A 25,292-nucleotide genomic window follows, 5' to 3' on the forward strand; every position below is an offset into this window, starting at 1 on the left:
GCGTATTGGCGCCAAGCAGGACATGGCTGCCGATCTTCAGGCAGCCATGGCTTCACGCACAGTCATTGATTTGGCCATTGGCGTGATCATGGGCCAGCAGCGCTGTTCCCAAGCCGAGGCGTTCCAGATCATCAGCCGTGCAGCTTCCGCACGCAACCAAAAATTGCACGAGGTGGCAGCGTCGCTGCTGCTGAAAATCACCGGCGAAACGGTGAAGACGCACTTCGACCACTGAGGCGATCCAGCACTGCTGCGGCGCTGCCGGCAGTGCACAGTGTGGTCTTGGTAGTTATGGAGACGGATTGAGCGCTAAGTCCGAATGGGCCCTCTGTGACCACCGTGCCCGCGGCATCCCAGCCGAAAACAGCGGATCCGCTGGGTGTCTAGTCTAGTCTGCGGGGCGGATCTTGGTGTCGACCGGATTTACGGAGATCGCCTCAATCCAGACCAATAGGTCCCGCGGCTGGGGCGCCGGAACCGGACGTTGCACTTCTTGGAAGCTGCGCGGGTCGGTGCTGGGAAGTCCCGGGCGGCGGCCTTCGTGGTTGTTGGAATGTTCATGGGTTCTCCCTTGCTAGTTGGTGGCTGTCTGCGGCACGGTCACCACGACCTTGCCGACTTGCCCGTTGGTCTCCAGGTACCGGTAGGCGTCGGCGATATGCGCCATTTCGAAGATCTTGTCCAGAGTTGGTTTCAGGGCCCCGCTCTCAAGGCCGTCCCGGACGAACGCCACGGCGGGACGGAGCCGTTCGGGGTCGGTGGTCACCTCGAACAGCTCGTAGCCGCGAATGGTGATGTGCTTGCCCAGGACCGCCAGCACGGGCAGCGCCGTGGCATCGGTGCTCAGGGCTCCATAGATGATGACGGTGGCACCGGTGGCGGCGGCGTCGATGAGCGAAGGAAGCAGGGGCCCGGCCACCGGATCAAAAATCACCTGCACGCCCGCACCACCGGTGATATCACGCAGGCGTTCCACGACGTGTTCCTCCTCGGTGTCGATCACGGCAGCCGCACCGGCATCGATTAGCTGCCGGCGCTTTGACCCGGTCCGTGTCAGGGCGACTGGCTTGGCGCCGATCATGTTGGCGATCTGGATGGCAGCCAGGCCCACGCTGCTGGACGCGGCCGGGATCACCACGGTGTCGCCGGGGATAAGCCCGGCCAGGTCGACCAGGCCGCCGTAGGCGGTGATGAACGGCATCCAGACTCCCGCAGCCTCTTCCCAAGTCAACTGCTGCGGATGCCTGACCACTGCATGGGCCGGGGCGAGCACCAGTTCGCCGTGAAGGGCATAGTCCGTCATGGCGAAGGCGGGAACGACGCTCACGGCATCGCCGACGGCCAAGGCCGCCACGTCCGATCCGACGGCCTCCACGGTTCCGGACGCCTCGTACCCGAGCGCCTGCGGGAAGACCGGGTCGACGACGTAGTTGCCGGTCCGGAACATCACCTCTGCCCGGTTCAGGCCCAAGGCGCGCGTGCGGATGCGCACCTCCCCCGTTCCGGGAAGCGGCACGTCCACCTCGTCGAGCTTGAGGACTTCGGGTCCGCCGAGGGCATGGAATCTAACAATTTTGGGCATGGTTCTCCTGGGGATTCGTAAGGGTGTGCCTGCCGCCCGTTCCGGGCGGGGCAGGGAAATAAAGGCAGGAAGGGATAGGGCGTTGGTCAATGATGTGGCCGAATAGCCTTGCACTTCCGGCTGTTCACGGGCCGGTTGGCCGGCCCGGGCTAGGTTGAGGCGTTCCCGGTTGCGGCGGATGGCTGCTCGTTGAGCGGTGTAATTCCGCGCGTGGCGAGCCATTGCCGTCCCCACGCGTTGAGGCTGTGCAGGAGCGGGGCGAGGTCCATCGCCTCGTCGGTGAGTGCATACTCTACCTTTGGCGGGACGACCGGGTAGATGGTCCGTGACACGAGCCCGTCCTCCTCCAGCTCGCGCAGTTGCTTGGTCAGCAACCTCGGGGTGATTCCGAGTGTCCGGCGGTGCAGTTCGTTGAACCGCAAAGTGCCCTCGAGCAGGTGGAAAAGGATCACTCCCTTCCACTTGCCGCCAATGATCGCGACGCTCGCCTCCATGGCGCACCCTGGAAGGTCATCCGACAAGCGGGTCCGGCTCATGTTTTCCCTCTTTCCGGGTTTGGTATTGCCGTGTGCCGTCCTGCCGAAGCGGCTCACAACGTGGCGCCGAGCCGGTCGACACGGTTCGGCACCGGTGCATAGAGTCTACGACCCGCGTGAGACCGTGTCCTTCGGTGGGGCTGCGGGCAGGGGCGGCTGGCTTCGCTGCCAGGCGGAGCCGTACCGGGTGTACTGGGCGGGAGGCTGGATGGGCTGGCGGAGGTCATCGGCCGCCGTGCGGGCCCAGAACGGATCCTTAAGCATTTCCCTGCCCACCAACACGATGTCGGCGCGCCCGTTGCGCAGGATCTCCTCGGCCTGGCGGCCCGTCTCGATGAGTCCTACCGCGCCTGTCGCGATGCCGACTTCGCGGCGAATCAATTCGGCGGCAGGCACCTGGTAGCCCGGGAAGGATTCCACCTTCACCGGCGCGCTGCCGCCGGAAGAGGCATCGATCAGGTCCACGCCCTGCTCCTTCATCCACCGGCCAAAAGTCACGAAGTCCGCCGGGGTGTTGCCGCCTTCGACATAATCGGTCGACGAGATTCGAAGGAACAACGGCCCGGACCACTCGGAGCGGACGGCGTCGATCACTTCACGCACGATCCGGTACCGGCCCGCATGGTCGCCACCGTATTCGTCCTGTCGCCGGTTGGACAGTGGTGAGAGGAACTGGTTAAGCAGGTAGCCATGCGCCGCGTGGATCTCAACGACATCGAATCCGGCCTGCCCGGCGCGGCGCGCCGCCGTGGCGAAGGACTCGACCACTTCGCGGATCCCGTCGAGTTTGAGTTGTGTGGGCGTGCGCGAGTCCGGACCCCAGGCCACGGGGGAAGGAGCAACCGCGGTGAGCTCCGGGGCACCCAATTGGCGACCCGAGTGGCCAAGCTGCGCACCGGCCCGAGCCCCAAAACGATGCACCGCCTCGACGACCCGCTGCAGCCCGACAATATGCGTATCGTCCCAAATACCGATGTCGCCGGGGCCGATGACCCCGTTGGGAAGCACCGCGGTGGTCTCCAACATGATCAGTCCTGCACCACCGAGCGCCCGTGCCCCGTAGTGGACGACATGGAAATCCGTCGCAAACCCATCCGGGGTGCCCGAATGCATGCACATGGGGGACATGGCGATGCGGTTGGGGAATTCCACCCCGCGAATCGAATGTGGCTCAAACAACGTGGTACTCAACTAAAAAATCTCCCATCGGTAAGCCTCGAAGGCTGGTACTTCAACGCTAGACCACATACGCAATCAGGAATAGTACGCACTTTTTTTGTATGTACTACCCTTTTGTGTAGTACTAGAAATTTGTGCCACTCAAGGGCAGAGCCGCCCTGAAGATCCGTGGGCAATGCGGATGGTGCGTAATCTTCCTGGCGTCGGCGTTGCCGTGGAGCCGACCGGCGAGGGTATCTGGCCAGCTCACCCTGGACGGCATCGTTTATCGGCCGTTTATGACAGGTGTCGTGCTGGGCGATCCTCTACCGGCCGCCGTGAAGGTCCCATAAGGGGGTCCCCCATCCGGGCCAGATACAAGAAATGAAAAACTGCGGGTCCGCCGAGTCGAAATACCGGAGTTTCCAATTCATGGCCCGGGTAACATGAAACAGCGTTCATCAAGGGCCTGCGAATCAATCGCACCCCATAAGGCGATGTATGGCCACGACATCGGGCAATAACACCTGGATCGAGAATTGGCTGAGCTTGTACCGCTTCTTCACCTATCTCGAAGCAGCAGGACGTTCCCGCAAACGTGCTCTCGAAGCTTGTCTTCGGCATCTTTGCCGCATTCGCCGAGTTCGAACGTGAACTCGTTTCCGAACGCACCAAAGCCGGCCTGGCTTTAGCCAGGGCCTGGGGACGCACAGGCGGACGGCCCTTCACGATGACGCCAGCGAGGATCCGTCCCGCGATGTATTTCATGGGCCAGCCCGAAACTCATATCGGGAATCTCGCCAAGGAGCTCGGCATCTCCCGGCAGACCCTTTACCGGCAGGTCTCACCCACCGGCGAGCTCCGCCCTCAAGGTCGACGAATACCTAAACACGTCCAAGATTGGCCCCAGCGGAAAACGGACTCCAACGAGTCACAGCAATGCTCTCCTATGACTCCTTACGACACAATAAAGTCCGTTTTCTGCAGCGACCCCCCCCATCCGGGAACCGCTGCCTGGCCAAAACAGGCGTTTTCGGCCGGTCGAGGAGCTAGGCGGCCCCGCCAAGGCGGGTGATGAATGCAGCCTCCGTGCCGGCTTTGATCTGCTCCACCGTGTGATCGGGGGCCAGGCGGCTCAGGACCAGGACAGGATTGCCGGCGTCGTCGCTTTCAAAGTCGAAGACCGCAAGATTGGTGATGATGCGGTTCACCACGCGCCGCCCCGTCAACGGCAGGGAGCAGCTGTTGACAATTTTGGGCGAACCGTCCTTGGCCGTGTGTTCGGTCAAAACCACCACGCGCGGCGTCCCGGCCACCAAATCCATGGCACCGCCCATGCCCTTGACCATTTTTCCAGGAATGGTCCAGTTGGCCAGATCTCCCATGGCCGAGACTTCCATGGCCCCCAGAATTGCCACTTTGACGTGGCCGCCGCGGATCATGCCAAAGGAGGTGGCGGAGTCAAAAATGCTGGCACCCGGGAGCAATGTCACAGTCTGTTTGCCGGCATTGATGAGATCCGGGTCCTCCTCACCTTCAAAGGGATAAGGGCCCATGCCAAGGATGCCGTTTTCGCTTTGCAAGGTGACCTGCACCCCCTCGGGCAAATGGTTGGCCACCAGCGTGGGGATGCCAATGCCCAAGTTCACATAATCGCCGTCGCGCAGTTCCTGCGCCGCCAGGGCTGCCATCTCATCTCGTGTCCACGCCATACCTACTCCTTGGGGAAACTGCTCTAATCGGCAACGACGGCGCCAGCGGACGCCGGCCGGGGACGGATGGTGCGCTGCTCAATGTCCTTGTGCCGGGCCATTGCCTGGACGAGGCCTTGAATGTACACGCCGGGGGTGACGACCTGGTTGGGGTCAAGGTGGCCGGGTTCAACGATGACCTCCGCCTCGGCGATGGTGAACTGCCCGGCGGTGGCGACCACGGGATTGAAATTACGTGCCGTGTACCGGTACATAAGGTTCCCGCCGGTGTCGGCGGTGTGGGCATGGACCAATGCGACGTCGGCGGTGATGGCGCGCTCCAAAACGTACCTTTCGCCGTCGAACTCCTCATGGGGTTTGCCCTCAGCCACCACAGTCCCCACCCCGGTTTTGGTGTAAAAGGCGGGAATGCCGGCGCCGCCCGCCCGAAGCCGTTCGGCAAGCGTGCCCTGAGGCGTGAACTCCACCTGCAGAATCCCCGCCAAGTACTGTTCCGCGAAGAGTTTGTTCTCACCCACATACGAGGCAATGACCTTCGCGACCTGCCCGGCTTCCAGGAGCACGCCCAGTCCCTTGCCGTCCACGCCCATATTGTTGGAGACCACCGTCAGCTCCCGCACGCCGGAATCCCGCACCGCGGCAATGAGGTCGGCAGGGATGCCACAGAGCCCAAAACCGCCCACGGCCAACGTCATGCCGTCGTGCAAAACTCCCGCCAAGGATTCGGCGGCACTGCTGAACATGGTGGCCATGGCTTCTCCCCTTTGAGCTGCGCATCATCACGTCCATGCCGGGATGGATGATTCCCCGAGCCTATGAGGCGGTCAAGGCCGGGTCAAGGTGCGCCGCCCGGGCAGCTGCCGACCGTACCGAGGTCTTGCCAAGGCGCATCAACAGCCGAAAGGATGGTCCTGGATGCACATCCGCCACCCAGATCAGAGAAGGAGCTTGTCATGGACTTTTCTCCCACGACCGCAATTGTCACAGGCGCTGATTCCGGAATCGGCCGGGCCATCGCCGTCGCCCTGGCGGAGGCCGGGGCGGATGTGGGCATCACCTGGCACCAGGATCAGGAAGGTGCCCAGGGCACCGCCCGGGAAGTGGAAGGCAGAGGCGCCCGGGCAGTGGTAAGTCAATTGGACACCACGGATTTGGGCAGCTGCCCGGCAACCGTGGAGTCCCTGGTCAAGGAGTTGGGCGGGGTGGACGTGTTCGTCAATTGTGCCGGCACCGGTGATGGAACCCCCTTTTTGGACCTGGACCTGGCCACATGGCAAACCACCGTGGACACCAACCTCACCGGCGCGTTCCTGTGCATGCAGCGGGCCGCGAAGTTCATGGTGGACAAAGGCGCCGGCGGACGGATCATTGCCGTCACCAGTGTCCATGAAACCCAGCCCCGGGTGGGCGCGAGCGCCTACGACGCCTCCAAGCATGCCCTGGGCGGCCTGGTGAAGACCATGGCGCTGGAATTGGGCGCCCATGGCATCACCGTCAACAGCGTGGCCCCCGGTGAGATTGCCACGGCCATGACGGGCAATGAGGACGTGGACCCGCACACCGTGGAACGGCCGGGCATTCCGCTGGGCCGCCCCGGGGACGCCCGCGAGATTGCCGCGGTGGTGGCGTTCCTGGCGTCGAAGGCCGCCAGCTACGTCACGGGTGCCTCATGGCCGGTGGACGGCGGGATGTTGCTGATGGGGCCGCAGGCCGGGTCCCACCTGGAAGGCCATGATTGGCGCTCGGCCTAGTCGCCTTTGGTGCCGGTGGATTATGCGGCTGGGGCCGCGTCATTTTGATGCGGCTCAACCGGGGATGGCATGCGTGGCCAGCACGGCATCCCTGACAACCTCCGGTAAGTGTCCACCGTGTGCAAGGCTGCGGCGTTGCCGTTCGGCTCCGCTGCCCTGTTGGAAGCGAAGTTCCATCAGGCGGCGCAGCTGCGCCTTGTCACGGGAGGTTCCCAGAACGCCCGCTATGTGCTGCAGTGCCGCTTGTCCGAGCAGCTTGGCCGGAACCGGGAGGCAGGTGACAGGGTCCAATAGTTCCGCACCCGTTCCAAAGCGCGCGGCACGCCACATGGCCACGCGCAACATTGACGTGGAGAGGGCAGGAGGGGCCAGGCCCGCGCGCCAGTCGCGCACGGACGCCTCCACCAGAGCCCGGACCAGGCCGGCGAGGAGTTCAGCCGTATGGACTTCCAGGCAAACATCCATGGCCCGGATCTCCACTGTTGGATAGTGGCTGGAGAGCCGGGCATCCAAATACACCATGTCCGGATCCAGGATGGCGCCGGTGGCAAGCAACTGTTGTACGTGCCGGTGGTAGGCATCGGCTGAGCCAAACAGGGGAGCCGGACCCGAGGTTGGCCACCGGTTCCACACCCGGGACCTGAAACTCCAATATCCCGTGTCCTGCCCCTGCCAGAAAGGGGAATTGGCGCTGAGGGCCAGCAGCAGTGGAAGCCACACCCTGATTCTGTCCAGCACCGCCACACCTTCTTGGGCCGTCGCCACCTCAACATGGACGTGCATGCCACCGATGAGCTGTTCCCTGACGGCAATTCCGTGCAACAGGAGCACCTGGGCATACCGGGGGCTGGCGTACATGTGCGGCGACACGGGGAGGGGAGAGGTGGCCAGGGCTGCGGCTCTGGCCTCAAGACGCTGCGCGGCGTCATCCACTGCGGCCCGTCCAGCACGCAGGGCCTGCACCAGATCTGCCAGTGCCTCACAGGGAACGGTGGAGGCTTCAATTTGTTCCAGTTGAAGCTCCCCGGTGATGCGGTAGGGAAGGTCAGCCCCTTGCTGCGCCGCCGGCTGCCGGCTCAGGATTTGGGCAGCCAGCGGCAGTGCCTGCCCTGTTTTATGATCGACCAGCAGGAATTCCTCCTCCACACCAAGGGTGCGCATGCTCCCACCGCCTTCCGCGCAGTGACAGGCCTTTCCCGCCGGCATGGTACGACGCTAGGCCCTTCGGGCAGGCTTGTCCATGGGGAAAGTCGACAGCCGGTTGCCCGCGGCAAAGGCAGCTGACGCACGGCCTGCCAGGGTGCTTGAATGGACAGCAGGACAAAAAAGGGGAGATGGTGTGATGGAGACGTTTTCAGTGGGTGACCACGTGTCATGGAACTCCGAGGTTGGCCGCGTCAGGGGCCATGTCACCAAGGTCCACACCTCGGACTTTGAGTTTATGGGACGTACGCGCAGGGCCTCGAAGCAGGAACCACAGTACGAGGTCCAAAGCGAAAAGACCGACAACCTTGCCGCGCATAAAGGCGGCGCCTTGCGTTTGCTGAAGCCAAGCTAAGCGGGGCCGCTTTGTTGTTGCCTGGGCATGCCCACCACGCGCTGGAGCAGTTCCTGGAGTTATGGACGCAAAAACTGCATCCGCCAGTCATCACGCTGGAATGCATGGCAGCGCGGCGCAGACCATTGAGCACCCCACGCTGCCCTCCATGGCAGAGGGGCGAAGCCGGTGCCGGAGCAGTCACGGGAACTGATGCTTGGCCCAACTGCCTGGTTTGAAACCGCAATCACGGGCGCCCGTCATCCAGGCCCGGGACCCACAGCTGGGACAAGTCAGCCGTCGGCAGGACGGCGGCGCAGCGACTTTGTCTCGGAACGGCGCTGCTTGGCCGCCTGGTGCCGGCGTTTGGAACCCCGGGTCGGCTTGGACGGCCGCCTGGCGGGCCCGGCAGGGGCCAGTGCGGACGCCACGAGGGTGGCAAATTTGGCCAGCGCAATTTCGCGGTTGCGCAGCTGCGAGCGCTGTTCGGCGGCGGTGATGCTTAGGACGCCGTCCACCACCCGTTTGTTGAGCCGCTGCAGGAGCTGCCCGCGTTGCTCCGGCGTCAGTGCGGTGGAGGAATGCACGTCCCACAGCAGTTCCACCCGGCTGTCGGAGCTGTTCACGTGTTGCCCGCCGGGGCCGGAGGAGCGGGAGAAACGCCAGGAAATCTCCCGTCCCGGAATGACCACTCCACCACCGACGTCCAGATCCATGTCTTTAGTGTGGCACGAGCCGGCCGCCTGCCGGCGCAACAGGCGGTAACGCGTTTGCCCTTGGTGGCGGTAACGTTATTGAGTTGAGCCATGGAAAGCAATAGCAGGGCCACCACCATCGCTGAACTGCTAAAGCAGCAGACTGCCCTCATGGAGCCGGGGGAGAAGCTGCCGTCGGTGCGGGAACTGTCCAAACGTTACGCGGCCAGTCCTGTGACCATCACCCAGGCCATCACCGCGTTATCCTCCCTGGGGCTGGTTCGGGCCGAACCGGGGCGGGGCACTTTTGTGGCTGCCCGCGGGGAGGCTGCGGAGCCTGACTACGCGTGGCAGTCGGCGGCGCTGGGGCGGACCCGGGTGGATCCGGTCCGCGCCGGCAGGTTTGGCGCGCCGGGGGTGGGGGAGCAGGTGCAGTTGTCGTGGGGGTATTTGGCTCCTGAGCTGCAGCCTTTTGATGAACTGCGCACGCTGGGGGTGCGCAGCGCCAAGAGCCACCGTGCCTGGACCATGGCCCCGCCCATGGGTCTGCCCGAATTGCGCAGTGCCTTTGCCACGCCTTTGGGCGCTGAGCAGGGCGATGTGCTGGTCATGCCCGGCGGCCAGCAGTCGTTGGTCTTTGCCATGCGCACCCTGGCCGATCCCGGGGCCACACTGATCACTGAAAGCCCCAGCTATCCGGGCGCTGCACTGGCCGCCCAGGCTGCGGGCCTGCACATTGCGGCGGTGCCGGCGGACGCCGAAGGGATCGTGGTGGAGAAGCTGGCTGAGACCTTGGCCCGCACGCATGCGACGTTGATTTATCTGCAGCCTTACTGCACCAACCCCAGCGGCGCCGTGCTGAGCGCTGCACGGCGCGGGGAGGTTCTTGCACTGGCCAAACAGTACGGCGCCTTCATCATCGAGGACGATTGGGCCCGGAACCTGTCCCTTGACGCGATGGCGCCGCCGCCCTTGTTTCTGCAGGATCCGCACGGGCATGTGGTGACCATCGCCACGTTGAGCAAACCGGCAGCGCCGGGACTGCGGGTGGGGGCCCTTATGGCCCGGGGCCCTGCGGCGGAGCGGCTGCGCACTGCCCGCATTGCCGATGACATGTGCGTGCCGCCGCTGACGCAGGAAATTGCCCTGGGCCTGTTGGCCTCCAATGCCTGGCCCCGACACCTCAAGCGCCTGCGGGCGGGGCTGTTGGAGAGGCGCAATGCCATGATGGCGCAGCTGGAGGCTTCCGTGCCTTCCGCGCGCGTGCCCATCACGCCCAGTGGCGGAATCCACTTGTGGGTACGGCTGCCCGGGGGCACCGACACCACGGCCTTGACGGCGGCGGCGCGGGAGGTCGGTGTGCTCATTGGCGACGGCAAGCACTACTTTTTGGACGAACCCACCGCGCCCTACATTCGCCTCTCCTACAGCGCTGCCTCCATTGTCGAAATTCAGGAGGGCGTACGCCGCCTGGCATCGGTGCTGCCTGCGTCCTGAGCCTTCGCCGCGGCTGCCCGCTGGGCCGGATGGGCGCCCGGCTGTGCCCATGCCACATCACCGAGGGCAAGCTCGGCACTCATGTCATCCAGGAAGCGGATCACCACGTCACGTTCGGCCGGGGTAAGCCTGGCCGCCGCTTGAAAACGTTTGGCGTGTTGCCTGCCCACCGTCTCCATTGCGGCCTGCTTGGTCTTGGCGGTGATGGAGATGGCCAGGGCCCGCCTGTCGCTGGGGTGGGGCTGGCGGATGATGTGGCCGGCCTTTTCCAGACGGTCCAATAATTTGGTGGTGGAGGCGGTGGAAATTTTCAGGTGCGCCGCAATGGCTCCCGGCGTCGCCGTCTGCTGCGTGTTGGCGGAAACAATCAAGTAGTGCAGCGCACGCATGTCGGATTGGTTCAACTGCATGTACTTCAAGGAAGCGTCGGAAAGTTCATTTTCGGCGCTGCGGAGCCTGCCCAGCGCCGCCATGACGTCACCAATGTGGCGCACCTCGGCCGGGTCCATGCCGGCGCGGTCAACCAGCTCGCTTTGGGGATCGCTGGCGTTCACGTCATAAAGGTTCGGAGCTTTCTGAGTTGCTTGCTCATCCAAGGTGGCCATTTTATGATTTTAGCTCACTTGAAAGAAAGCAACATCGCGTTATTCATGCTAAGTTATTTGCTAGCTAGGCTAGTGGAAATGCTGCCCGGAAACGTTCTCTGGAGGACCCATGAAGACACACAAGACCACGGCCGGCGCGGCCCCGCCACGGCGCACGGCGACATGGATACGCATCCTGTTGCCGGCCCTGATCATTTTGTTCTGGTTCGCCGGGGCCGGGGTGGGCGGTCCCTATTTTGGCAAGGTCAGTGAAGTCTCCTCCAATGACCAGACCACGTACCTGCCGGAATCCGCCGACGCCACCCAAGTCCAAAAGCTCCTGGGGGAATTTAGGGATTCCGACGAAATCCCCGCCATTGTGGTCTTTGCAGGGGAAACGCCCTTCACGCCGGAACAGGTCAGCGCCGTGGGCGAATCCGTGGCCGCGCTGACCGCCATTTCAGGCGTGGGGGAAGAGGTTTCCCCGGCCATCCTCTCCGAGGATGGCTTGGCTGCCCAGGCGTTTGTACCGATTTCCGCCAGCGCCGAGATTGGTGAGGTTGTTGCCGAGATCAGCGGGTCATTGAAGGCTGATGCACAGGAGGGCATGTCCATCTACGTCACGGGCCCGGCAGGTTTGACTGCTGACCTTTCCGCCGGATTTGCCGGCATTGACGGAATTTTGCTTGGTGTTGCGCTGCTGGCCGTGTTTGTCATCCTCATTTGCGTGTACCGTTCCATTTTGCTCCCCCTGGCCGTGCTGGCCACCAGCCTCTTTGCCCTATGCGTGGCCCTGTTGTCCGTATGGTGGCTGGCGAAGGCGGAAATTCTGCTGCTTAACGGCCAGACCCAGGGCATTCTGTTCATCCTGGTCATTGGTGCGGCCACTGATTACTCCCTGCTCTACGTGGCGCGCTACCGCGAGGAGCTGCGCGGCACCAAGGACAAATGGGAGGCCAGCAGGCACACCTTGAAAAGGTCCTTTGAACCCATCGTGGCCTCCGGTGGAACAGTGATTGCGGGTTTGCTGTGCCTGCTGCTTAGTGATTTGAAGTCCAACAGCTCGCTGGGCCCGGTGGCCGCCATTGGCATTATTTTTGCCATGCTCTCGGCACTGACCCTGCTGCCGGCAATACTCTTTGCATTCGGCCGTTCTGCCTTCTGGCCGGCCCGGCCCAAGTATGAACCCGAGGTGGTCGAGGCCGAGCATGGCGTGCGCACCAAGGGAATCTGGGTGAAGCTTTCCAAACTCATCCAGCGCCGTCCGCGCATGATTTGGGTGGTGACCAGCCTGATTCTGGTGGTGGGGGCCCTGGGTGCCACGCAGCTCAATGCCAGTGGCGTGCCCCAGTCCGATCTGGTGCTCGGAGCGTCCGAAGCGCGGGACGGCCAGGTGGCCTTGGGCGAGCACTTCCCCGGCGGCACCGGCAGCCCCGTTGTCGTCGTGGTTCCGCAGGCCCAGCTGCAGGACACGGCAAATGTGCTGCTGTCCCAGGATGGAATCGAGGGCGTTGCGGTGGCAGCCGCCGGTTCGCCCAACGGCACCGCCCCTGTCACGGCCGAAGGCGTAAGTGCATTTGGTCCTCCCGGCACTCCGGCGCCCCAGGTGACGGTGATGGAAGGCAACGTCATGTTGGAAGGCACTCTCGCTGCGGCGGCCGATTCCGACCAGGCGGCCGACGTGGTGCGTGAACTGCGCGCCGAATTCTCCGCCTCCGTGCCGGCGGCACTGGTTGGCGGTGTCACGGCAACCGCCATTGACAGCAACGACGCCTCCATCCACGACCGGAACCTGATCATTCCCGTGGTGCTGCTGGTGATCCTGCTGATTCTCATGCTGTTGCTGCGTTCCGTGCTCGCTCCAGTGCTTTTGATTCTCACCACGGTGTTGTCCTTTGGCACCGCACTGGGTGTGGCCGCCCTGGTCTTCAATGGCCTCTTTAAGTTCCCTGGCGCCGATCCCACCGTGGCGCTCTACGGTTTCATCTTCCTGGTGGCCTTGGGAATCGACTACAACATCTTCCTCATGACCCGGGTCCGGGAGGAATCCATCAAGCATGGAACGCGCGAAGGCATCCTGCGCGGGCTGGTGATCACCGGTGGGGTCATTACCTCCGCCGGCCTGGTGCTGGCGGCCACCTTTGCCGCCCTGTCAGTGGTTCCCATCCTGTTCCTGGTCCAGATAGCCTTCATCGTGGCCTTCGGGGTTTTGCTGGACACCTTTGTGGTGCGGTCGTTGCTGGTGCCGGCGTTGACCTACGACATTGGCAAGGCCATTTGGTGGCCCTCCAAACTCTCCCGGGTCCCCGGCCACGGTGCCCGGCACCCCGCGGAACCTGAAGAAGTGCTGGTGGGCTCTGACGAACGGTGAATGCGGGCAGGATTCTTGCCGACCCTGCCCCGTGATCTGCCGGTCTGCGCGGCCCTTGATGGGGCCGCGCAGCTCTTTAACACCCGTTGCCTTTGCCCCGGGCGGAACGGCTGCGTAGTCTAAAGGGAAGGACGCCCGAACGCAGCCGAAGGAGGCACCCGCCATGCCCGCAGCAAGCAAGTCACGCCTGAAGGACCCTGAGCTTTACGAGTCCCTGCGTGAAGACGGTGCCTCAAAACAAAAGGCGGCACGCATATCCAATGCCGCGGCTCAAAAGGGCCGCTCGGCCATTGGGCGCAAGGGCGGCACTTCCGGGAACTACGAGGACTGGACGGTGCCCGAACTCAAGCAACGCGCCAAGGAGATCGGGCTCACCGGCTATTCCCGGCAGCGTAAAGGCGAACTCATAACAGCGCTGCGGAACTCCTAGCAGGATAAGCCGGTGCGGTGCGCCAAGTGCTGAAGCACTCGCGTCCGGCAGCAAACATACGATCAGGGGTGGGACGGCCCGCGCCTGGGACGCTTACTTGGGGACGACCCCGCAGAACGGGTTCCCCATGACCACACTAACTTTACGTTCCCTCATCACCGGCGCCGCTTTGGCCCGCATGGCCCTGGGCTGGGGTGCCGTGGGCGCACTGGCCGTGGCCGCGCCCCTGCTGGCGGCCCCCACCCCGACGCCTTTGTTGCTGATGGTTCTGGGGGCCATCATTGCGGTGATCCTGCTGTGTTCCTTCGGGGTGGTCCATGAAGCGGAGCAGCTGGCCAGGCGGCTGGGGGATCCCTATGGCTCGCTGGTGCTGACCTTGTCGATCGTGCTCATTGAGGTGGTGCTGATCTCCGCCGTCATGTTGGGGCCCGGCGACCATGGCACCATTGCCCGTGATTCAGTCATGGCGGTGGCCATGATCATCCTTAACGGAGTCATTGGCCTGGCGCTGCTGCTGGGCGGGCTGAAGCACGGAGGCCTGCGGCACAACCGCCGGGGGAGCTCCGCCTACCTGGCCATGCTGCTGGTGCTGCTGGCCGTGGCTTTTGCCTTGCCTGCGTTGATTGGCATCAACGGCAGCTACACTGCGGGCCAGCAAATCCCCGTCATGGTGCTGGCCCTGGCCTTGTATGCGTTTTTCCTCCTCCGCCAAATGGGGGCGCAGGCGGACGATTTCACCGAAACGGACACCGTGGAGCCCGCCGCGGCAACGGCGCCCAAACTGCCCATCAAGGCAGTGCTGCGCAGACACCACCGGGAAATCCTCACCCGCCTGGGCCTGCTGGTGGTCACCGTCTTGCCCATAGTTTTGCTCTCCCACACCATGGCCACACTGTTGGACCAGGGGCTGGGGCGTGCAGGCGCGCCCACGGCGTTGGCAGGAATGCTCATTGCCGCCATCGTGTTCCTTCCGGAAACCATCACCACGTTCCATGCGGCGCTTCGGGGCCAAGGCCAGCGCGTGAGCAACCTCTGCCACGGCGCCCTGGTCTCCACAGTGGGCCTGACCATTCCGGCGGTGCTGCTCATTGGTCTGCTGACGGGACAAACAGTGCTGCTGGCGCTCCCACCGGCGGATTTGATGCTGCTGGCCGTGAGTCTCATGCTGACGGCCGCCACTTTTGGAGGCAAACAGGCCACGGCCATTCATGGCGCAGCCCATTTGTCGCTCTTCGGCATCTATTTGCTCGTCATTTTCACCTAAAATCGCGGCGCTGGCGGCGGAACGTCCCGGTCCCGGCGGCGCCTTAGCCCGCCTGCGCCGCCCACCAGGCCGCTATGACGGGGATGGCAACTTCCGCGGAACGCTCTGCAGCGTCGTCCACGTGTTCAATGAAGTCGGCTTCGGAGGCGGGCCCGCACAGGTCCGAGATTCCGCGGACGGCCAAAAACGGGGCGCCATGCACATGGCAGGTCTGGGCAATGGCGGAGGATTCCATGTCGGTGGCCAAAACGCCTGCGAACTGCCCCTTGATGATGGGGGCGCGGTCGTGGCCCACAAAGGAGTAGCTGGAGACGACCACGCCGTGGTGGACCGTGGCTGCGGTGCGTTCGGTGGGAACACCGTCGAGGCCGGCCTGGATGGCGGGGCCGGGGGAGGGGTAGCTGGCCGGCATGCCCGGAACCTGCCCCAGCACGTAGCCAAAGGCACGGGCGTCGGCGTCGGCGTTGATCATTTCGGTGCCAATGACCACATCCCCCACCCGCACGTCCGCCCCCAGACCACCGGCGGTGCCGGCACTGATCACCAGCGGAGGAACCTCACCGCCGGCGAGCAGCAAGGCCGAATTTGCCGCGCCGGCGGCATTGACCAGGCCAATACCGCCACGCACAAAAAGCGCGCGGCGTCCCGCCAACAGGCCGCTGTAGAGCACGGCGTTTCCCACCTGCCGGGGTTCGCCGAGTTCGGTGGCCTGGTTTAAAAACGGGATGATTTCCGGTTCCATGGCCGCAATGATGATGACGTCAACAGGTGCAATGCGTGAAGTGGTGATGGTGCTGCCCTTGTGTGGAGGTGGTGGCGGGGTTTTGTCTGGCCCGTCGCTTGCCCTCCCTATGCTATCGGGCCAGGCTCCGGCAGGCCCAGCAGGGCGTTCTCCACCAATTCCGACAGGGCCGGGTGGATCCAGTACTGGCCCGTGGCCACCTGGTGCGCCGCCTGCCCAAAATGCATGGCCTGGACCAGCGGCTGGATCACTGTGGCGGCCTCGGGGCCAATGACGTGCGCGCCCAGCAGCAGGCCGGTGGCAGGATCCGCCAACACCTTTAAAAAGTGGCCGTGGTCCTCACGTGCCCAACCGGCGGCTATGTCTGAATAGTTCTGCACCTTTTTGACGTACGGAATGCCGGCCCGTATGGCCTTGTCCTCGGTGATGCCCACGGAGGCGATCTGCGGGTCGGTGAACACGGCGGCCGGTACAAAGCGGTGGTCGGAGCTGATGGGGGCTTCCGGGTGGGCCAGATTGTGTTTGACCACGCGTGCCTCGTGGTTGGCCACGTGCTTGAGCTGATAGTGCGAGCTCACGTCCCCCAGCGCGAAAATTCCCTCCACCGCCGTGCGTTGCTGCGCATCCACCACCACGCGGCCGTGTTCGTCCAGCGCCACGCCGGTTTTGTCCACATCCAGTCCGGCTCCGTTGGGTTTGCGCCCGGTGGCCACCAGCAGCACCTCCACGCTCAGGGTGTCCGTCCCATCCGGGGTGCCCAGGGACAGTTCGACGCCGTGGGCCGTGTTGGCCACGCCCGTCACCTCCGTGTTCAGGCGGACGGGGTAGCGGCCGGCAGCCTCGCTGGTGAACTGCGCGGCCACTTCATGATCCTGGGATTTGAGCAGCTTGTCCCCGCGCACCAGCTGCGTCACCTGGACGCCAAAGGAGGAAAACACGTGCGCAAATTCGGCCGCTATGTAGCCACCGCCCAGGATGGCCATGCTGGCGGGGAGCGAGTCCAGCCGCATGATGGTGTCGGAGGTGTGGAAGGATGCCGCGCCGTCCCGCAGTCCGGGAACGTCAGGGACGAAGGCATGGGATCCTGCGGCAATCACCCAGCGCTCGGCTGTCAGCTGGGCCGTGCCGCCGTCGTGCAGCTTCACATTGAGGCTTTTGTGCCCGGTAAAGCTGCCGCGGCCGGCAAAGACCGTGATGTTGGGACATTGTGCGCCCTCGCGGTAGCTGCGTCCGCCGGCCTCAATGGCATCGATGCGGGAGAAGATCCGGTCGCGGATGCCTGGCCAATCCACGGACTCCAGCCGGGCGTCAATGCCCAACGAGCGCCCATGCCGGGAGGCGTCGGCAAGCTCGGCGGGGTGGACAAACATTTTGGTGGGAATGCAGCCCACGTTCAGGCAGGTGCCGCCAAACAGGCCGTCCTCCACAATGGCGATGTTCCAGTGCGCGAATTCCGGGCCCGGGATGGAATTTCCCGAACCCGTGCCAATGATGACGAGGTCAAAGTGGGGCATGGGGCTGCTTTCCGTGGCGGGGATGGTGGTGACCCTCCCACTATGGCAGCGTCCCGCTGCGGCAGCTGCGATTTTTCGCTCAGGGCATGCCAGGGGCGGTTGTGGTGGACCAGCGGGCCCGGTAGCCCGTCCCCGGTGCCTGACCCGCCGGCATCCAGCCACGGCCACGAACCTGGATCCGTCTGGCCTGCTGCCTGCACCACCAGGAGGAAAAGGTGGCGGCGTTTGCGGCCGCCTAAAGCAGCGAGTCCTGCCAGGCGCCGTGCAGCTCGGCAAAGCGGCCCCCGCCGGCGAGCAGTTCGGCGGGGGTGCCGTCCTCCACAATGCGCCCTTCCTGCACCACCAACACCCGGTCGGCAATGGCCACTGTGGAGAGCCGGTGTGCAATCACCACCGCCGTGCGGCTGCTGTGCCCCTCCTTGGCGCCCAGCAGCCGGTGCAGACCCTGCTGGACCAGCCGTTCGGAGGGGATGTCCAGGGATGAGGTGGCCTCATCCAGGATCAGCACCGCCGGATTGGCCAGGAACGCCCGGGCAAAGGAAATCAGCTGGCGCTGACCGGCCGAGACGCGCCCGCCGCGCTTGTTGACGTCGGTGTCGTACCCGTCCGGCAGCGCCCGGATGAAGTCATCGGCACCCACGTCACGCGCAGCGGCCTCAATTTCCGCCCGGCTGGCCGAGGGCCGGCCCAGGGCGATGTTCTCGGCCACCGTGCCACTGAAGAGGAAGGCCTCCTGCGTCACCATGACCACTGCGCGGCGCAGATCCGCGGTGGACAACTCGCGCAACTCCACGCCGTCGAGCGTCAGGGACCCTTCCGAGACGTCATAGAAGCGGGCCATGAGCTTGGCCAGCGTGGACTTCCCGGCACCGGTGGCGCCCACCACCGCCACCGTCTGCCCGGCGGGGATGTGCAGATCCAGGCCCGACAGCACGGCGGGAGAGTCCCCATAACCAAAGGTGGCGCCGGAGAAGCGGATGTCCCCGCGGGCGGCCGGCAGCGGCACCGGGTGGCGCGGCGGGCGCACCGTGGGAACCTCCTCCAACAGTCCGGAGACCTTTTCCAGGGCGGCCTGCGCGGACTGGAAGGAATTGTAGAACATGGCCATTTGGCTCACGGGTGAAAAAAAGCGCTTGGTGGCCAGCAGCAGGGCCAGCAGGGCGCCCACTTCCAGCGCCCCGCCGAGCACCCGGTAGCCGCCCAGCAGCAGCACGGCGGCCACCGTGACATTGCCAATGAGCACCAGACCGGGCTGGAAAACGCCGTTGAGATTGATGGAGCGCACGGCTACGCGGCGGTACTCCTCGGCCAGCTCGTCATAATGGGCCGCGTTGACCTGCTCACGGCGGAAGGCCTTCACGGCGCGGATGCCCGTCATGGTCTCCACAAAGTGCACTATCAGGCCCGCGGACACCACCCGCGAGGAGCGGTAGGCTGCCTGGGAGCGCCTTTGATACCAGCGCGCCAGGGCGAGCATGGGCAGCACGGAGACCACCAGCAGCAGCCCCGTGGGCAAGTCCAGGGTAAAAATGGACACCGCGGTCAACAGCATGAACACCAGGCCCGAGGCCAGGGAGGAAATGCCCGAATCCAGCAGTTCGCGCAGCGCCTCCAAATCCGAGGTCTGACGTGAAATGATGCGCCCGGAGGTGTACTTTTCGTGGAACTCCATGCTCAGGCGCTGCGTGTGCCGAAAGACCCGCAGGCGCAGATCCAGCAACATGGCCTGGCTCAGCCGGGCCGTGGCCGTCAAATATGCAGCTGTCAGCCAGGCCGCGGCGAAGGCGGCAAGCACATAGCCGCCACCCGTCAGGGCCAAGGGGAACCAGTCGCGGCCGCCGCCGCTAAGCGCCGGCAGGGCTGAATCAATCCCAAAGGCAATCAACAGCGGACCCGACACTTTGGCTGCCTGGGACAGCACAACCAGGGCGACCGTCAGGGCGAACCGCAGGCGCACGGGCCGCAGCAGCACGCGCAGCAGCTGCACCGAACGGCGCCGCACGGCCTTGCTGTCCGCCCGGCTCAAATCCACCCGGTCCTCACCGGCCGTGCCCTGCGCCGTGGCCGCGGTGCGTGTGCTGGCGGTGTCCGGGTGGTCAGCCTCCGGCTTTCGGGCTGCCTGCCCCGGCGACGCCTGCCCGCGGTCCTGCCGTTTTACTGGTTTCATGCGTTGGCCGCCTTGGGGGAGAGTGCAGGTGGGAGTTCGTCCTCGGCCGCGGTGTCCAGATCACGCGGTGCCGGGTCAAGGCTGGCCAGCACGTGCCGGTAATGTTCATTACCTGCCAGCAGTTCCGCGTGGGTGCCCACCGCGGCAATCCGGCCATCCTGCAGCAGCGCCACCCGGTTGGCCATGGCCACGGTGGAGGGCCTGTGCGCAACGATGAGCGTGGTGGTGTGCTGCAACACCTCCCCGAGCCGGCGCGAGACACGTTCTTCGGTGTTCACATCCAGCGCCGAGAGGGGATCATCGAGCACCAGCACGGCCGGCCGGGCAGCAATGGCACGGGCCAGGGCCAGCCGCTGACGCTGCCCGCCGGAGAGGCTCAGGCCCTCCTCGCCAATGAGGGTGTCCACACCCGCAGGGAGCGTGTACACAAAATCCGCCTGCGCCACCTCCAGCGCCTGCGCCAGAATGGCTCCCTGGCCAGCGCCGGGGAAGTCTGCACTGCCCTGTTCGGCCGCGCCCAGCAGGACATTGTCCCGAACCGAACTGGAGAACAAGGTGGTGTCCTCAAAAGCCACCGAAACGTGGGTGCGCAGCTCCGCGAGCGTCAGCTGCCGGATGTCCACACCATCGAGCAGCACCGCGCCCGACGTGGCTTCAAAAAGGCGCGGCACCAGATTCAACAGGGCGCTTTTGCCGCTGCCGGTGACGCCCACCAGCGCCATGGTCTCCCCGGGATGCAGTGTCAGATCCACCCCGTTCAGCAGATCCGGGGTTTCTGGCGGTGTGTCCGGGAACCGGAAGTGCACCTTTCGGAACTCCAGTTGGCCGCGCACCTGCGGCAGTGTCCGTGGCTGGTCCGGATCGGCAATGGTGAGGGGGGCGTCCATGACCTCGAAGTGCCTGTCGAGCGCCGTCTTGGCGGCCAGGGTCATGGACAGCAGTGGGCCGACGGATTCAACCGGGCCGGCCACGACGGCGGCCGTGGCAAAGAACGCCACCAAGGTCCCGACGTCGAGCCGGCCGGCGGACACCAGCAGCACGCCGGCGACCAGCCCCAGGGCCAGCGCCAGCTCCGGCAGCAAAGTCACCACCAGGGAAAAGGACGCCAACGACTTGGCCTTGTGGATTTCCGTGGACTGCAGTTCCTGGGCCTGGTTGGCGAAGGAGTCCAGGGCCTCGCTGCTGCGGCCAAAGGCCTTCAGCACGCGGATGCCGCGCACTGATTCCTCCACCACCGTGGCCAGATCGCCGGCCTGATCCTGGCTGCGGCGGCTGGCACGGCCGTAGGAGCGTCGGAAGCGGAAGCCGTAAATGGTGATGGGAACGGCTGCGGCGAGGAAAATCAGGCCCAGTTCCCAGCTCATGGCGAACATCAGCGCCACGCCAATGAGCACAGTCAACGCCGTGACCACCAGCATGATGGCCCCAAATCCCATCCAGCGGCGCAGGAAGTTCAAATCACTCATGGAACGGCTGAGCAGCTGCCCGGATCCCCACTTGTCGTGGAATTCCACCGCCAACTGCTGCAGGTGCCGGTAAAAGCTGGTGCGCATGCGCGTTTCCACGGTGCTGGCCGGAACAATGACCAGCTGCCGGCGCAGCACCATCAGCCAGGCCTCCAACAGACCAAGCCCCAGGACAATTCCGGCGCCCGTCCACAGCGCTGCGGTGCTTTGGCCCGGGGCCAGTGCAGTGTTGACCAGCACCCGGTACACCTGCGGCACGATCAGCGCCACCACGCTGGCGGCGAGTGCGCTGAGCAGGCCAAAGAGCAGCCGCCACGCAATGGGTTTCAGTTGTGGTGCCAGCCGCCTCAGCGAGGCCATGAGGGTGATGTCGCTATTTTTCGCCATGCGTTTTTTGACTTGTCCAGTGCCTAGAGGAAGCGGTTGCTTCAACATTACGTCAGCGGCGCGGCCCATAGCTGTGGCGCCGGACACCGCCCCAACTTCACGCCGCGCACTGGAAGGGACCCCACGTGCAGCTCCAGTGTTCAGGCGGTGACGTTTTCCCACTCGGCGCGCTGCGCCAGGAACGCCCGGGCTGCATCCTGGGCGCCTTCAAGAGAATGGTTGGCGCCCCAGCCGCACTGGACTTCATTGGCCGCGGGAACTTCCGAGGCGTCCAGGATCTCGGTCAAGGTGGCTTCAATCAATGACAGCACCTGCGGCAGTTCCGGCTCACCCTGAAGGATGAGGTAATACCCCGTCTGGCAACCCATGGGGGAGAAGTCCAGGACAGCGGTGGAGTGGTTGCGTGAGTGCTCGGCAAAGAGGTGCTCCAGCGAGTGGATGGCCTTCATGTCCAGGTGCGCCACGTTGGGCTGGGTGAAGCGGACGTCGTACTTGGTGATGACGTCGCCCTGCGGCAGCACCTTCCTGTCCGCGACCCGGACGTAGGGCGCCGCGACCGTGCGGTGGTCCAGGTTGAATGATTCAACGTTCATGCGTGGCTGGTTCATACGTGCACTTCCCTGCTGTGTTGATGACAGCCGCGGCTTGTTGTGCGGGCTGTCTGAGTCACCTTCATGGTAGCTGCCGCGGGCCCCTGGGCGGCGGGCCATGCTCGCCAGCCGACATAAACGGCGCTAGCGTGGAAGTGCATCCCTTCACAGGGGCGCAGGCAGCAATGGACGAGCAGGTAACGACGCCGGAAACAGGGTGATGGACATGGATGACGGGCAAGTGCACAACAGGATTGAGGAGCTGGTCCAGGAACAGCGCAGGCTGCGCGATTCCCCGCCCGATGAGGGCGATGCGCACGGGCGCGAAGGCCGCTTGACGTCGATTCAAATTGAACTGGACCAATGTTGGGATCTGGTGCGCCAGCGCGAGGCGAAGCTCAATGCAGGCGAAAACCCGGAGGAAGCGCAGCTGCGCCCCGCCAGTGAGGTGGAGGGCTACAAGCAGTAGGGTTGCGGGGGTCGGCCGGGTCAAGAGCCGGCAGGGTCAAGGGCCGGCAGCCATGCCGGGCCACCGCTGCTTCCCGGCTCCTGAGGCTGCACGGGGATCGTAGATGCGCATGCCGCCTGGCCCGCCCGGCGCTGTTGAGGTGGCATTGGATGCGCCCCTGTCCGTGGCCCCTGCGCTGCCGTCTTTTCTTTCCCGGGCGCCAGCCTGGGAGGAGGGACGGAGTTTGCGGGCAAAGAACGCGGTGCCGCGCCGCAGCTGCAGTTGCAGTTGCAGTTGCAGGAGAGCTTCCTGCAGGCGCGCATCGGTGGTCAGGTCGTGGCAAGCAACCATCAGGCTTCCTTGACAACTTTGGTGTTCAGCTGGCCCGCTGGTGAAAACCAGGGTGTGGTCTGCGGGTTTTTGCCGTTTCCGGCCACTGGCAGGCGTTCAGGACCCGTCCGGCGCCGGCGGCCGAATGCCTTCGAGCAACAGGGTCAAGGCCCGTTTGTCCCTGACCGGCCAGCCCGATTCCTTCACGGGTGCCGGGGCGTGGGCCATGGCCGACATCAAGAGCACATCGGTCGCATCGAAGTCGCTCCGGACGGTGCCTTGTTCCTTGGCACGCGTCACCAGGACCTCCAATGCTGCTATGACACGACGTTCCAGAAGGTCCAGTGCCTCAATGAGTTCCTTGTGCGTGGACCGCCGGGCCCATCCCACGCCGCCCACGTAGCCGCCAAGGATCAGTTCGCGCAGACCGCGGTCGGCTGCGAAATGTTCGGTGGTGCGGCGCAGAAAATGCACCAGCCCGCTCCAGGCGTCGGGAAAGTCATTGGCTTGGACTGCCAGTTTTTCCATCACATCCAGCTGCCCCCGGTACACCTCAAGGATCAAAATGTCCTTGTCCCGGTAACGCCGGTAGAGGGTGGCGACGCCGACTCCCGCAGCCTTGGCAATGTCCGCCAGCGGGGCGCCCAGGCCTTGGGTGGCAAACAGCCCCAGGGCTGCCACATGCACCTGGCGTTCCCGCGCGCCGGCGGGCTCGGAGACGGGATTGCTTTCCGCTGGTGTGGGCGCGTCTGGCCCGGCGGTGGCGGCCGAACGGCTGCGGGGTTCTGATGTCATGGACATGGACATTGGACTTTCAGCAGAGAGGCAATCATAAATTGTGTCAAACCCATTCTACGTGAAATTTTTCACGGCGGAACAGCTGTTCCGCATGCGGTAAAGTAGAGCTATCAGCCATTCGCAGGAATGGTTCCACACTTATGCAGGAACAACAGGTATATGAGCACAGTAACTCCGCCCAAGTCGGCAGCACCGAAACAAGCAGACCTCCGGGATCCCCACAGGAAGGCGTTGCGCTGGTGGGCCATGTTGGCCATTGGTGTTTCCCAATTGATGGTGGTGCTCGATGCCACCATCATGAACGTGGCCCTGCCCAGCGCGCAGATTGAGTTGGGATTCTCCGACTCCCTGCGCCCGTGGGTCATCACCGCCTATGCCCTGTCCTTCGGTGGACTGCTGCTTTTGGGCGGCCGCATTGCCGACCTGATGGGCCGCAAGCAAATCTTCATCATTGGTCTGGTGGGTTTCGCCGTGGCCTCCGCCTTGGGCGGCGCTGCACCCACCTTCGCGGTGTTGTTGGCAGCCCGCGTGCTGCAGGGGATCTTCGCCGCGCTTTTGGCTCCGGCCGCCCTGTCGCTGCTGACAACAACCTTCACGGATCCCAAGGAACGCGGCAAGGCCTTCGGCATTTATGGTGCCCTGGCCGGTGCCGGAGGTGCCGTGGGCCTGCTCTTGGGTGGCATTTTGTCTGAAGCGTTGTCATGGCGCTGGACCATGTACGTCAACATTGCCTTTGCCGCCGTGGCCTTGGTGGTTGGTGTCATTGCCCTTGCTCCGACGTACCGCGAGCGCGGTGTCAAACTCGATGTTCCCGGCGCCATCTTCGCAACCTTGGGCTTCTTTGTCCTGGTTCTTGGTTTCACCAACGCCGAAGAGCACGGTTTTGGTGACATCACCACCTGGGGCTGTCTGGTGCTGGGCGTGGTTCTGCTGTTCATTTTTGTGCTGCTGCAACGCAAGGGCAAGTCGCCGCTGTTGCCGCTGCATATCATTTTGGACCGTGACCGCGGAGCATCCATGATCGGCATCTTCATTTCCGGTGCCGTGATCTTTGGCGTGAACCTTTACCTGGTGTACTTTCTGCAGATAGTGGTTGGCTTCACGCCCTTGCAGACAGGTTTGGCCGTGCTGCCGTTGTGCCTGGGGATCATGGCTGCTGCCCTGCTCTCCACCGCGGTGCTGCTGGACAAGCTCGGGGCCAAGATCCTGGTGCCGGCCGGCATGGTCATTTCCGCCATTGGCGCCGTACTTTTGTTGCAGGCGAAGGCCGACAGCAGCTATGCCCTGCACGTTGCGGTTCCCATGTTTGTGGTGGCCGTGGGCCTTGGTGCCATTATTTCCACCTGCGTGAGCACTGGGACCCTAGGCGTTGACCGGCACGACGCCGGTGCTGCGTCGGCGGCCGTCAACGCTTCCCAGCAACTCGGTGGTTCCATTGGCCTGGCCGTCATGAACACCCTGGTCGCTTCAGCCACCATTGCCGCCTTTGGCTCCGGCCAAAGCCCCAACGATGCCCTGGTCAGCGGCTACGGCAGTGCCTATATGTCCTGCATCGTGGTGCTGGTGGTTGGTGCAGTGGTGACGGCGCTGATGTACCGCCGGCGCCAAGATATGGCAGCGCCCTCGGACATTCCCGCTGTCCACATGTAAAAGCAGCGCAGGCTGTGTGCGTGCCTTGGCCGCCGCACCCATGATGACAGGAGGCGCCCCCCCCATGAACCACGTGGGGGGCG

24 protein-coding genes and 1 pseudogene are annotated in these 25,292 nt (G+C 64.4%); 10 read left to right on the top strand and 15 right to left on the bottom strand.

Annotation, left to right across the window (positions count from 1 at the left end):
• Nucleotides 1-22: 22 nt before the first annotated feature.
• Complete coding sequence (locus tag ACFUCV_RS06445; protein ID WP_380813573.1) at nt 23-235, top strand: ANTAR domain-containing protein; 213 nt, start codon at nt 23-25, stop codon at nt 233-235.
• A gap of 339 nt (nt 236-574) precedes the next feature.
• On the opposite strand, the gene ACFUCV_RS06450 is transcribed toward ACFUCV_RS06445, so the two are convergent.
• From ACFUCV_RS06450 to namA, 3 genes are all read right to left on the bottom strand, one after another.
• Entirely contained in the window at nt 575-1,582 is a 1,008-nt protein-coding gene (locus tag ACFUCV_RS06450) for a zinc-dependent alcohol dehydrogenase family protein (RefSeq protein ID WP_380813576.1), read from the bottom strand.
• Between the two features lie 149 nt (nt 1,583-1,731).
• The gene (locus tag ACFUCV_RS06455) at nt 1,732-2,076 is read right to left on the bottom strand and encodes a winged helix-turn-helix transcriptional regulator (RefSeq protein WP_380813579.1); all 345 of its coding nucleotides are present in this window, start codon (nt 2,074-2,076) and stop codon (nt 1,732-1,734) included.
• A gap of 147 nt (nt 2,077-2,223) precedes the next feature.
• Nucleotides 2,224-3,309: an NADPH dehydrogenase NamA gene (namA, locus tag ACFUCV_RS06460; RefSeq protein ID WP_380813582.1), complete on the bottom strand. Its 1,086-nt coding sequence runs from the start codon at nt 3,307-3,309 to the stop codon at nt 2,224-2,226.
• Nucleotides 3,310-3,883: 574 nt separating this feature from the next.
• On the opposite strand from namA, the pseudogene ACFUCV_RS06465 reads away from it, so the two are divergent.
• Nucleotides 3,884-4,159: pseudogene (locus ACFUCV_RS06465) on the top strand (recombinase family protein); the annotation flags it as partial.
• A gap of 166 nt (nt 4,160-4,325) precedes the next feature.
• Here the strand turns inward: ACFUCV_RS06465 and ACFUCV_RS06470 are convergent.
• Nucleotides 4,326-4,988: a CoA transferase subunit B gene (locus ACFUCV_RS06470; RefSeq protein ID WP_380813585.1), complete on the bottom strand. Its 663-nt coding sequence runs from the start codon at nt 4,986-4,988 to the stop codon at nt 4,326-4,328.
• A 23-nt stretch (nt 4,989-5,011) separates the two neighbouring features.
• Nucleotides 5,012-5,740 carry a CoA transferase subunit A gene (locus ACFUCV_RS06475; RefSeq protein WP_380813588.1) on the bottom strand — a complete coding sequence of 243 codons (729 nt, stop codon included), beginning with the start codon at nt 5,738-5,740 and terminating at the stop codon, nt 5,012-5,014.
• Between the two features lie 201 nt (nt 5,741-5,941).
• Here ACFUCV_RS06475 and ACFUCV_RS06480 point away from each other — a divergent pair, with 201 nt between their 5' ends.
• Complete coding sequence (locus ACFUCV_RS06480; RefSeq protein ID WP_380813591.1) at nt 5,942-6,739, top strand: SDR family oxidoreductase; 798 nt, start codon at nt 5,942-5,944, stop codon at nt 6,737-6,739.
• A gap of 54 nt (nt 6,740-6,793) precedes the next feature.
• Here the strand turns inward: ACFUCV_RS06480 and ACFUCV_RS06485 are convergent, their stop codons facing one another.
• Nucleotides 6,794-7,900 carry a glutamate--cysteine ligase gene (locus ACFUCV_RS06485; protein ID WP_380813594.1) on the bottom strand — a complete coding sequence of 369 codons (1,107 nt, stop codon included), beginning with the start codon at nt 7,898-7,900 and terminating at the stop codon, nt 6,794-6,796.
• Between the two features lie 181 nt (nt 7,901-8,081).
• On the opposite strand from ACFUCV_RS06485, the gene ACFUCV_RS06490 reads away from it, so the two are divergent.
• The gene (locus ACFUCV_RS06490; RefSeq protein WP_380813597.1) at nt 8,082-8,297 is read left to right on the top strand and encodes a DUF2945 domain-containing protein; all 216 of its coding nucleotides are present in this window, start codon (nt 8,082-8,084) and stop codon (nt 8,295-8,297) included.
• A 272-nt stretch (nt 8,298-8,569) separates the two neighbouring features.
• On the opposite strand, the gene arfB is transcribed toward ACFUCV_RS06490, so the two are convergent.
• On the bottom strand, nt 8,570-8,992 hold the full coding sequence (arfB, locus tag ACFUCV_RS06495) for an alternative ribosome rescue aminoacyl-tRNA hydrolase ArfB (protein ID WP_380813600.1): 423 nt from the start codon (nt 8,990-8,992) through the stop codon (nt 8,570-8,572).
• 90 nt (nt 8,993-9,082) lie between these two features.
• Between arfB and ACFUCV_RS06500 the strand changes: the two genes are divergently transcribed.
• On the top strand, nt 9,083-10,468 hold the full coding sequence (locus ACFUCV_RS06500) for a PLP-dependent aminotransferase family protein (RefSeq protein WP_380813603.1): 1,386 nt from the start codon (nt 9,083-9,085) through the stop codon (nt 10,466-10,468).
• On the opposite strand, the gene ACFUCV_RS06505 is transcribed toward ACFUCV_RS06500, so the two are convergent.
• Nucleotides 10,423-11,073, bottom strand: coding sequence for a MarR family winged helix-turn-helix transcriptional regulator (locus ACFUCV_RS06505; protein WP_380813606.1), 651 nt, complete (start codon nt 11,071-11,073; stop codon nt 10,423-10,425). The two genes, ACFUCV_RS06500 and ACFUCV_RS06505, sit on opposite strands and share 46 nt — an antisense overlap.
• Nucleotides 11,074-11,182: 109 nt before the next feature.
• On the opposite strand from ACFUCV_RS06505, the gene ACFUCV_RS06510 reads away from it, so the two are divergent.
• The 3 genes from ACFUCV_RS06510 (at nt 11,183) to ACFUCV_RS06520 (ending at nt 15,117) form a co-directional block, all read left to right on the top strand.
• Nucleotides 11,183-13,423: an MMPL family transporter gene (locus tag ACFUCV_RS06510; RefSeq protein ID WP_380813609.1), complete on the top strand. Its 2,241-nt coding sequence runs from the start codon at nt 11,183-11,185 to the stop codon at nt 13,421-13,423.
• A 163-nt stretch (nt 13,424-13,586) separates the two neighbouring features.
• The gene (locus tag ACFUCV_RS06515) at nt 13,587-13,853 is read left to right on the top strand and encodes a Rho termination factor N-terminal domain-containing protein (protein WP_380813612.1); all 267 of its coding nucleotides are present in this window, start codon (nt 13,587-13,589) and stop codon (nt 13,851-13,853) included.
• A 127-nt stretch (nt 13,854-13,980) separates the two neighbouring features.
• Nucleotides 13,981-15,117, top strand: coding sequence for a calcium:proton antiporter (locus tag ACFUCV_RS06520; protein WP_380813615.1), 1,137 nt, complete (start codon nt 13,981-13,983; stop codon nt 15,115-15,117).
• A 43-nt stretch (nt 15,118-15,160) separates the two neighbouring features.
• Here the strand turns inward: ACFUCV_RS06520 and mtnN are convergent, their stop codons facing one another.
• From mtnN to ACFUCV_RS06545, 5 genes are all read right to left on the bottom strand, one after another.
• Entirely contained in the window at nt 15,161-15,907 is a 747-nt protein-coding gene (gene mtnN, locus ACFUCV_RS06525) for a 5'-methylthioadenosine/S-adenosylhomocysteine nucleosidase (protein ID WP_380813855.1), read from the bottom strand.
• Nucleotides 15,908-15,966: 59 nt separating this feature from the next.
• Nucleotides 15,967-17,373: a mycothione reductase gene (locus ACFUCV_RS06530; protein ID WP_380813618.1), complete on the bottom strand. Its 1,407-nt coding sequence runs from the start codon at nt 17,371-17,373 to the stop codon at nt 15,967-15,969.
• Between the two features lie 235 nt (nt 17,374-17,608).
• Nucleotides 17,609-19,540 (bottom strand): ABC transporter ATP-binding protein, encoded by a 1,932-nt coding sequence (locus ACFUCV_RS06535; RefSeq protein ID WP_380813621.1) that lies wholly within the window; start codon nt 19,538-19,540, stop codon nt 17,609-17,611.
• Nucleotides 19,537-21,393, bottom strand: a complete 1,857-nt coding sequence (locus ACFUCV_RS06540) for an ABC transporter ATP-binding protein (RefSeq protein ID WP_380813624.1) — start codon at nt 21,391-21,393, stop codon at nt 19,537-19,539. Before ACFUCV_RS06540 ends, ACFUCV_RS06535 begins: the two co-directional genes overlap by 4 nt.
• Before the next feature lie 140 nt (nt 21,394-21,533).
• Nucleotides 21,534-21,986 carry an S-ribosylhomocysteine lyase gene (locus ACFUCV_RS06545; RefSeq protein ID WP_380813626.1) on the bottom strand — a complete coding sequence of 151 codons (453 nt, stop codon included), beginning with the start codon at nt 21,984-21,986 and terminating at the stop codon, nt 21,534-21,536.
• Nucleotides 21,987-22,209: 223 nt separating this feature from the next.
• Here ACFUCV_RS06545 and ACFUCV_RS06550 point away from each other — a divergent pair, with 223 nt between their 5' ends.
• Nucleotides 22,210-22,452 (top strand): DUF2630 family protein, encoded by a 243-nt coding sequence (locus ACFUCV_RS06550; protein ID WP_380813629.1) that lies wholly within the window; start codon nt 22,210-22,212, stop codon nt 22,450-22,452.
• A gap of 36 nt (nt 22,453-22,488) precedes the next feature.
• Here ACFUCV_RS06550 and ACFUCV_RS06555 read toward each other — a convergent pair whose 3' ends face one another.
• Nucleotides 22,489-22,782 (bottom strand): hypothetical protein, encoded by a 294-nt coding sequence (locus tag ACFUCV_RS06555; protein ID WP_380813632.1) that lies wholly within the window; start codon nt 22,780-22,782, stop codon nt 22,489-22,491.
• Nucleotides 22,783-22,878: 96 nt separating this feature from the next.
• Nucleotides 22,879-23,562 (bottom strand): TetR/AcrR family transcriptional regulator, encoded by a 684-nt coding sequence (locus ACFUCV_RS06560; protein ID WP_380813635.1) that lies wholly within the window; start codon nt 23,560-23,562, stop codon nt 22,879-22,881.
• Between the two features lie 156 nt (nt 23,563-23,718).
• On the opposite strand from ACFUCV_RS06560, the gene ACFUCV_RS06565 reads away from it, so the two are divergent.
• On the top strand, nt 23,719-25,209 hold the full coding sequence (locus ACFUCV_RS06565; protein WP_380813638.1) for an MFS transporter: 1,491 nt from the start codon (nt 23,719-23,721) through the stop codon (nt 25,207-25,209).
• Nucleotides 25,210-25,292: the final 83 nt, after the last annotated feature.

The sequence above is a fragment of the Specibacter sp. NPDC057265 genome, from assembly GCF_042668835.1.
Lineage (GTDB): Bacteria > Actinomycetota > Actinomycetes > Actinomycetales > Micrococcaceae > Specibacter.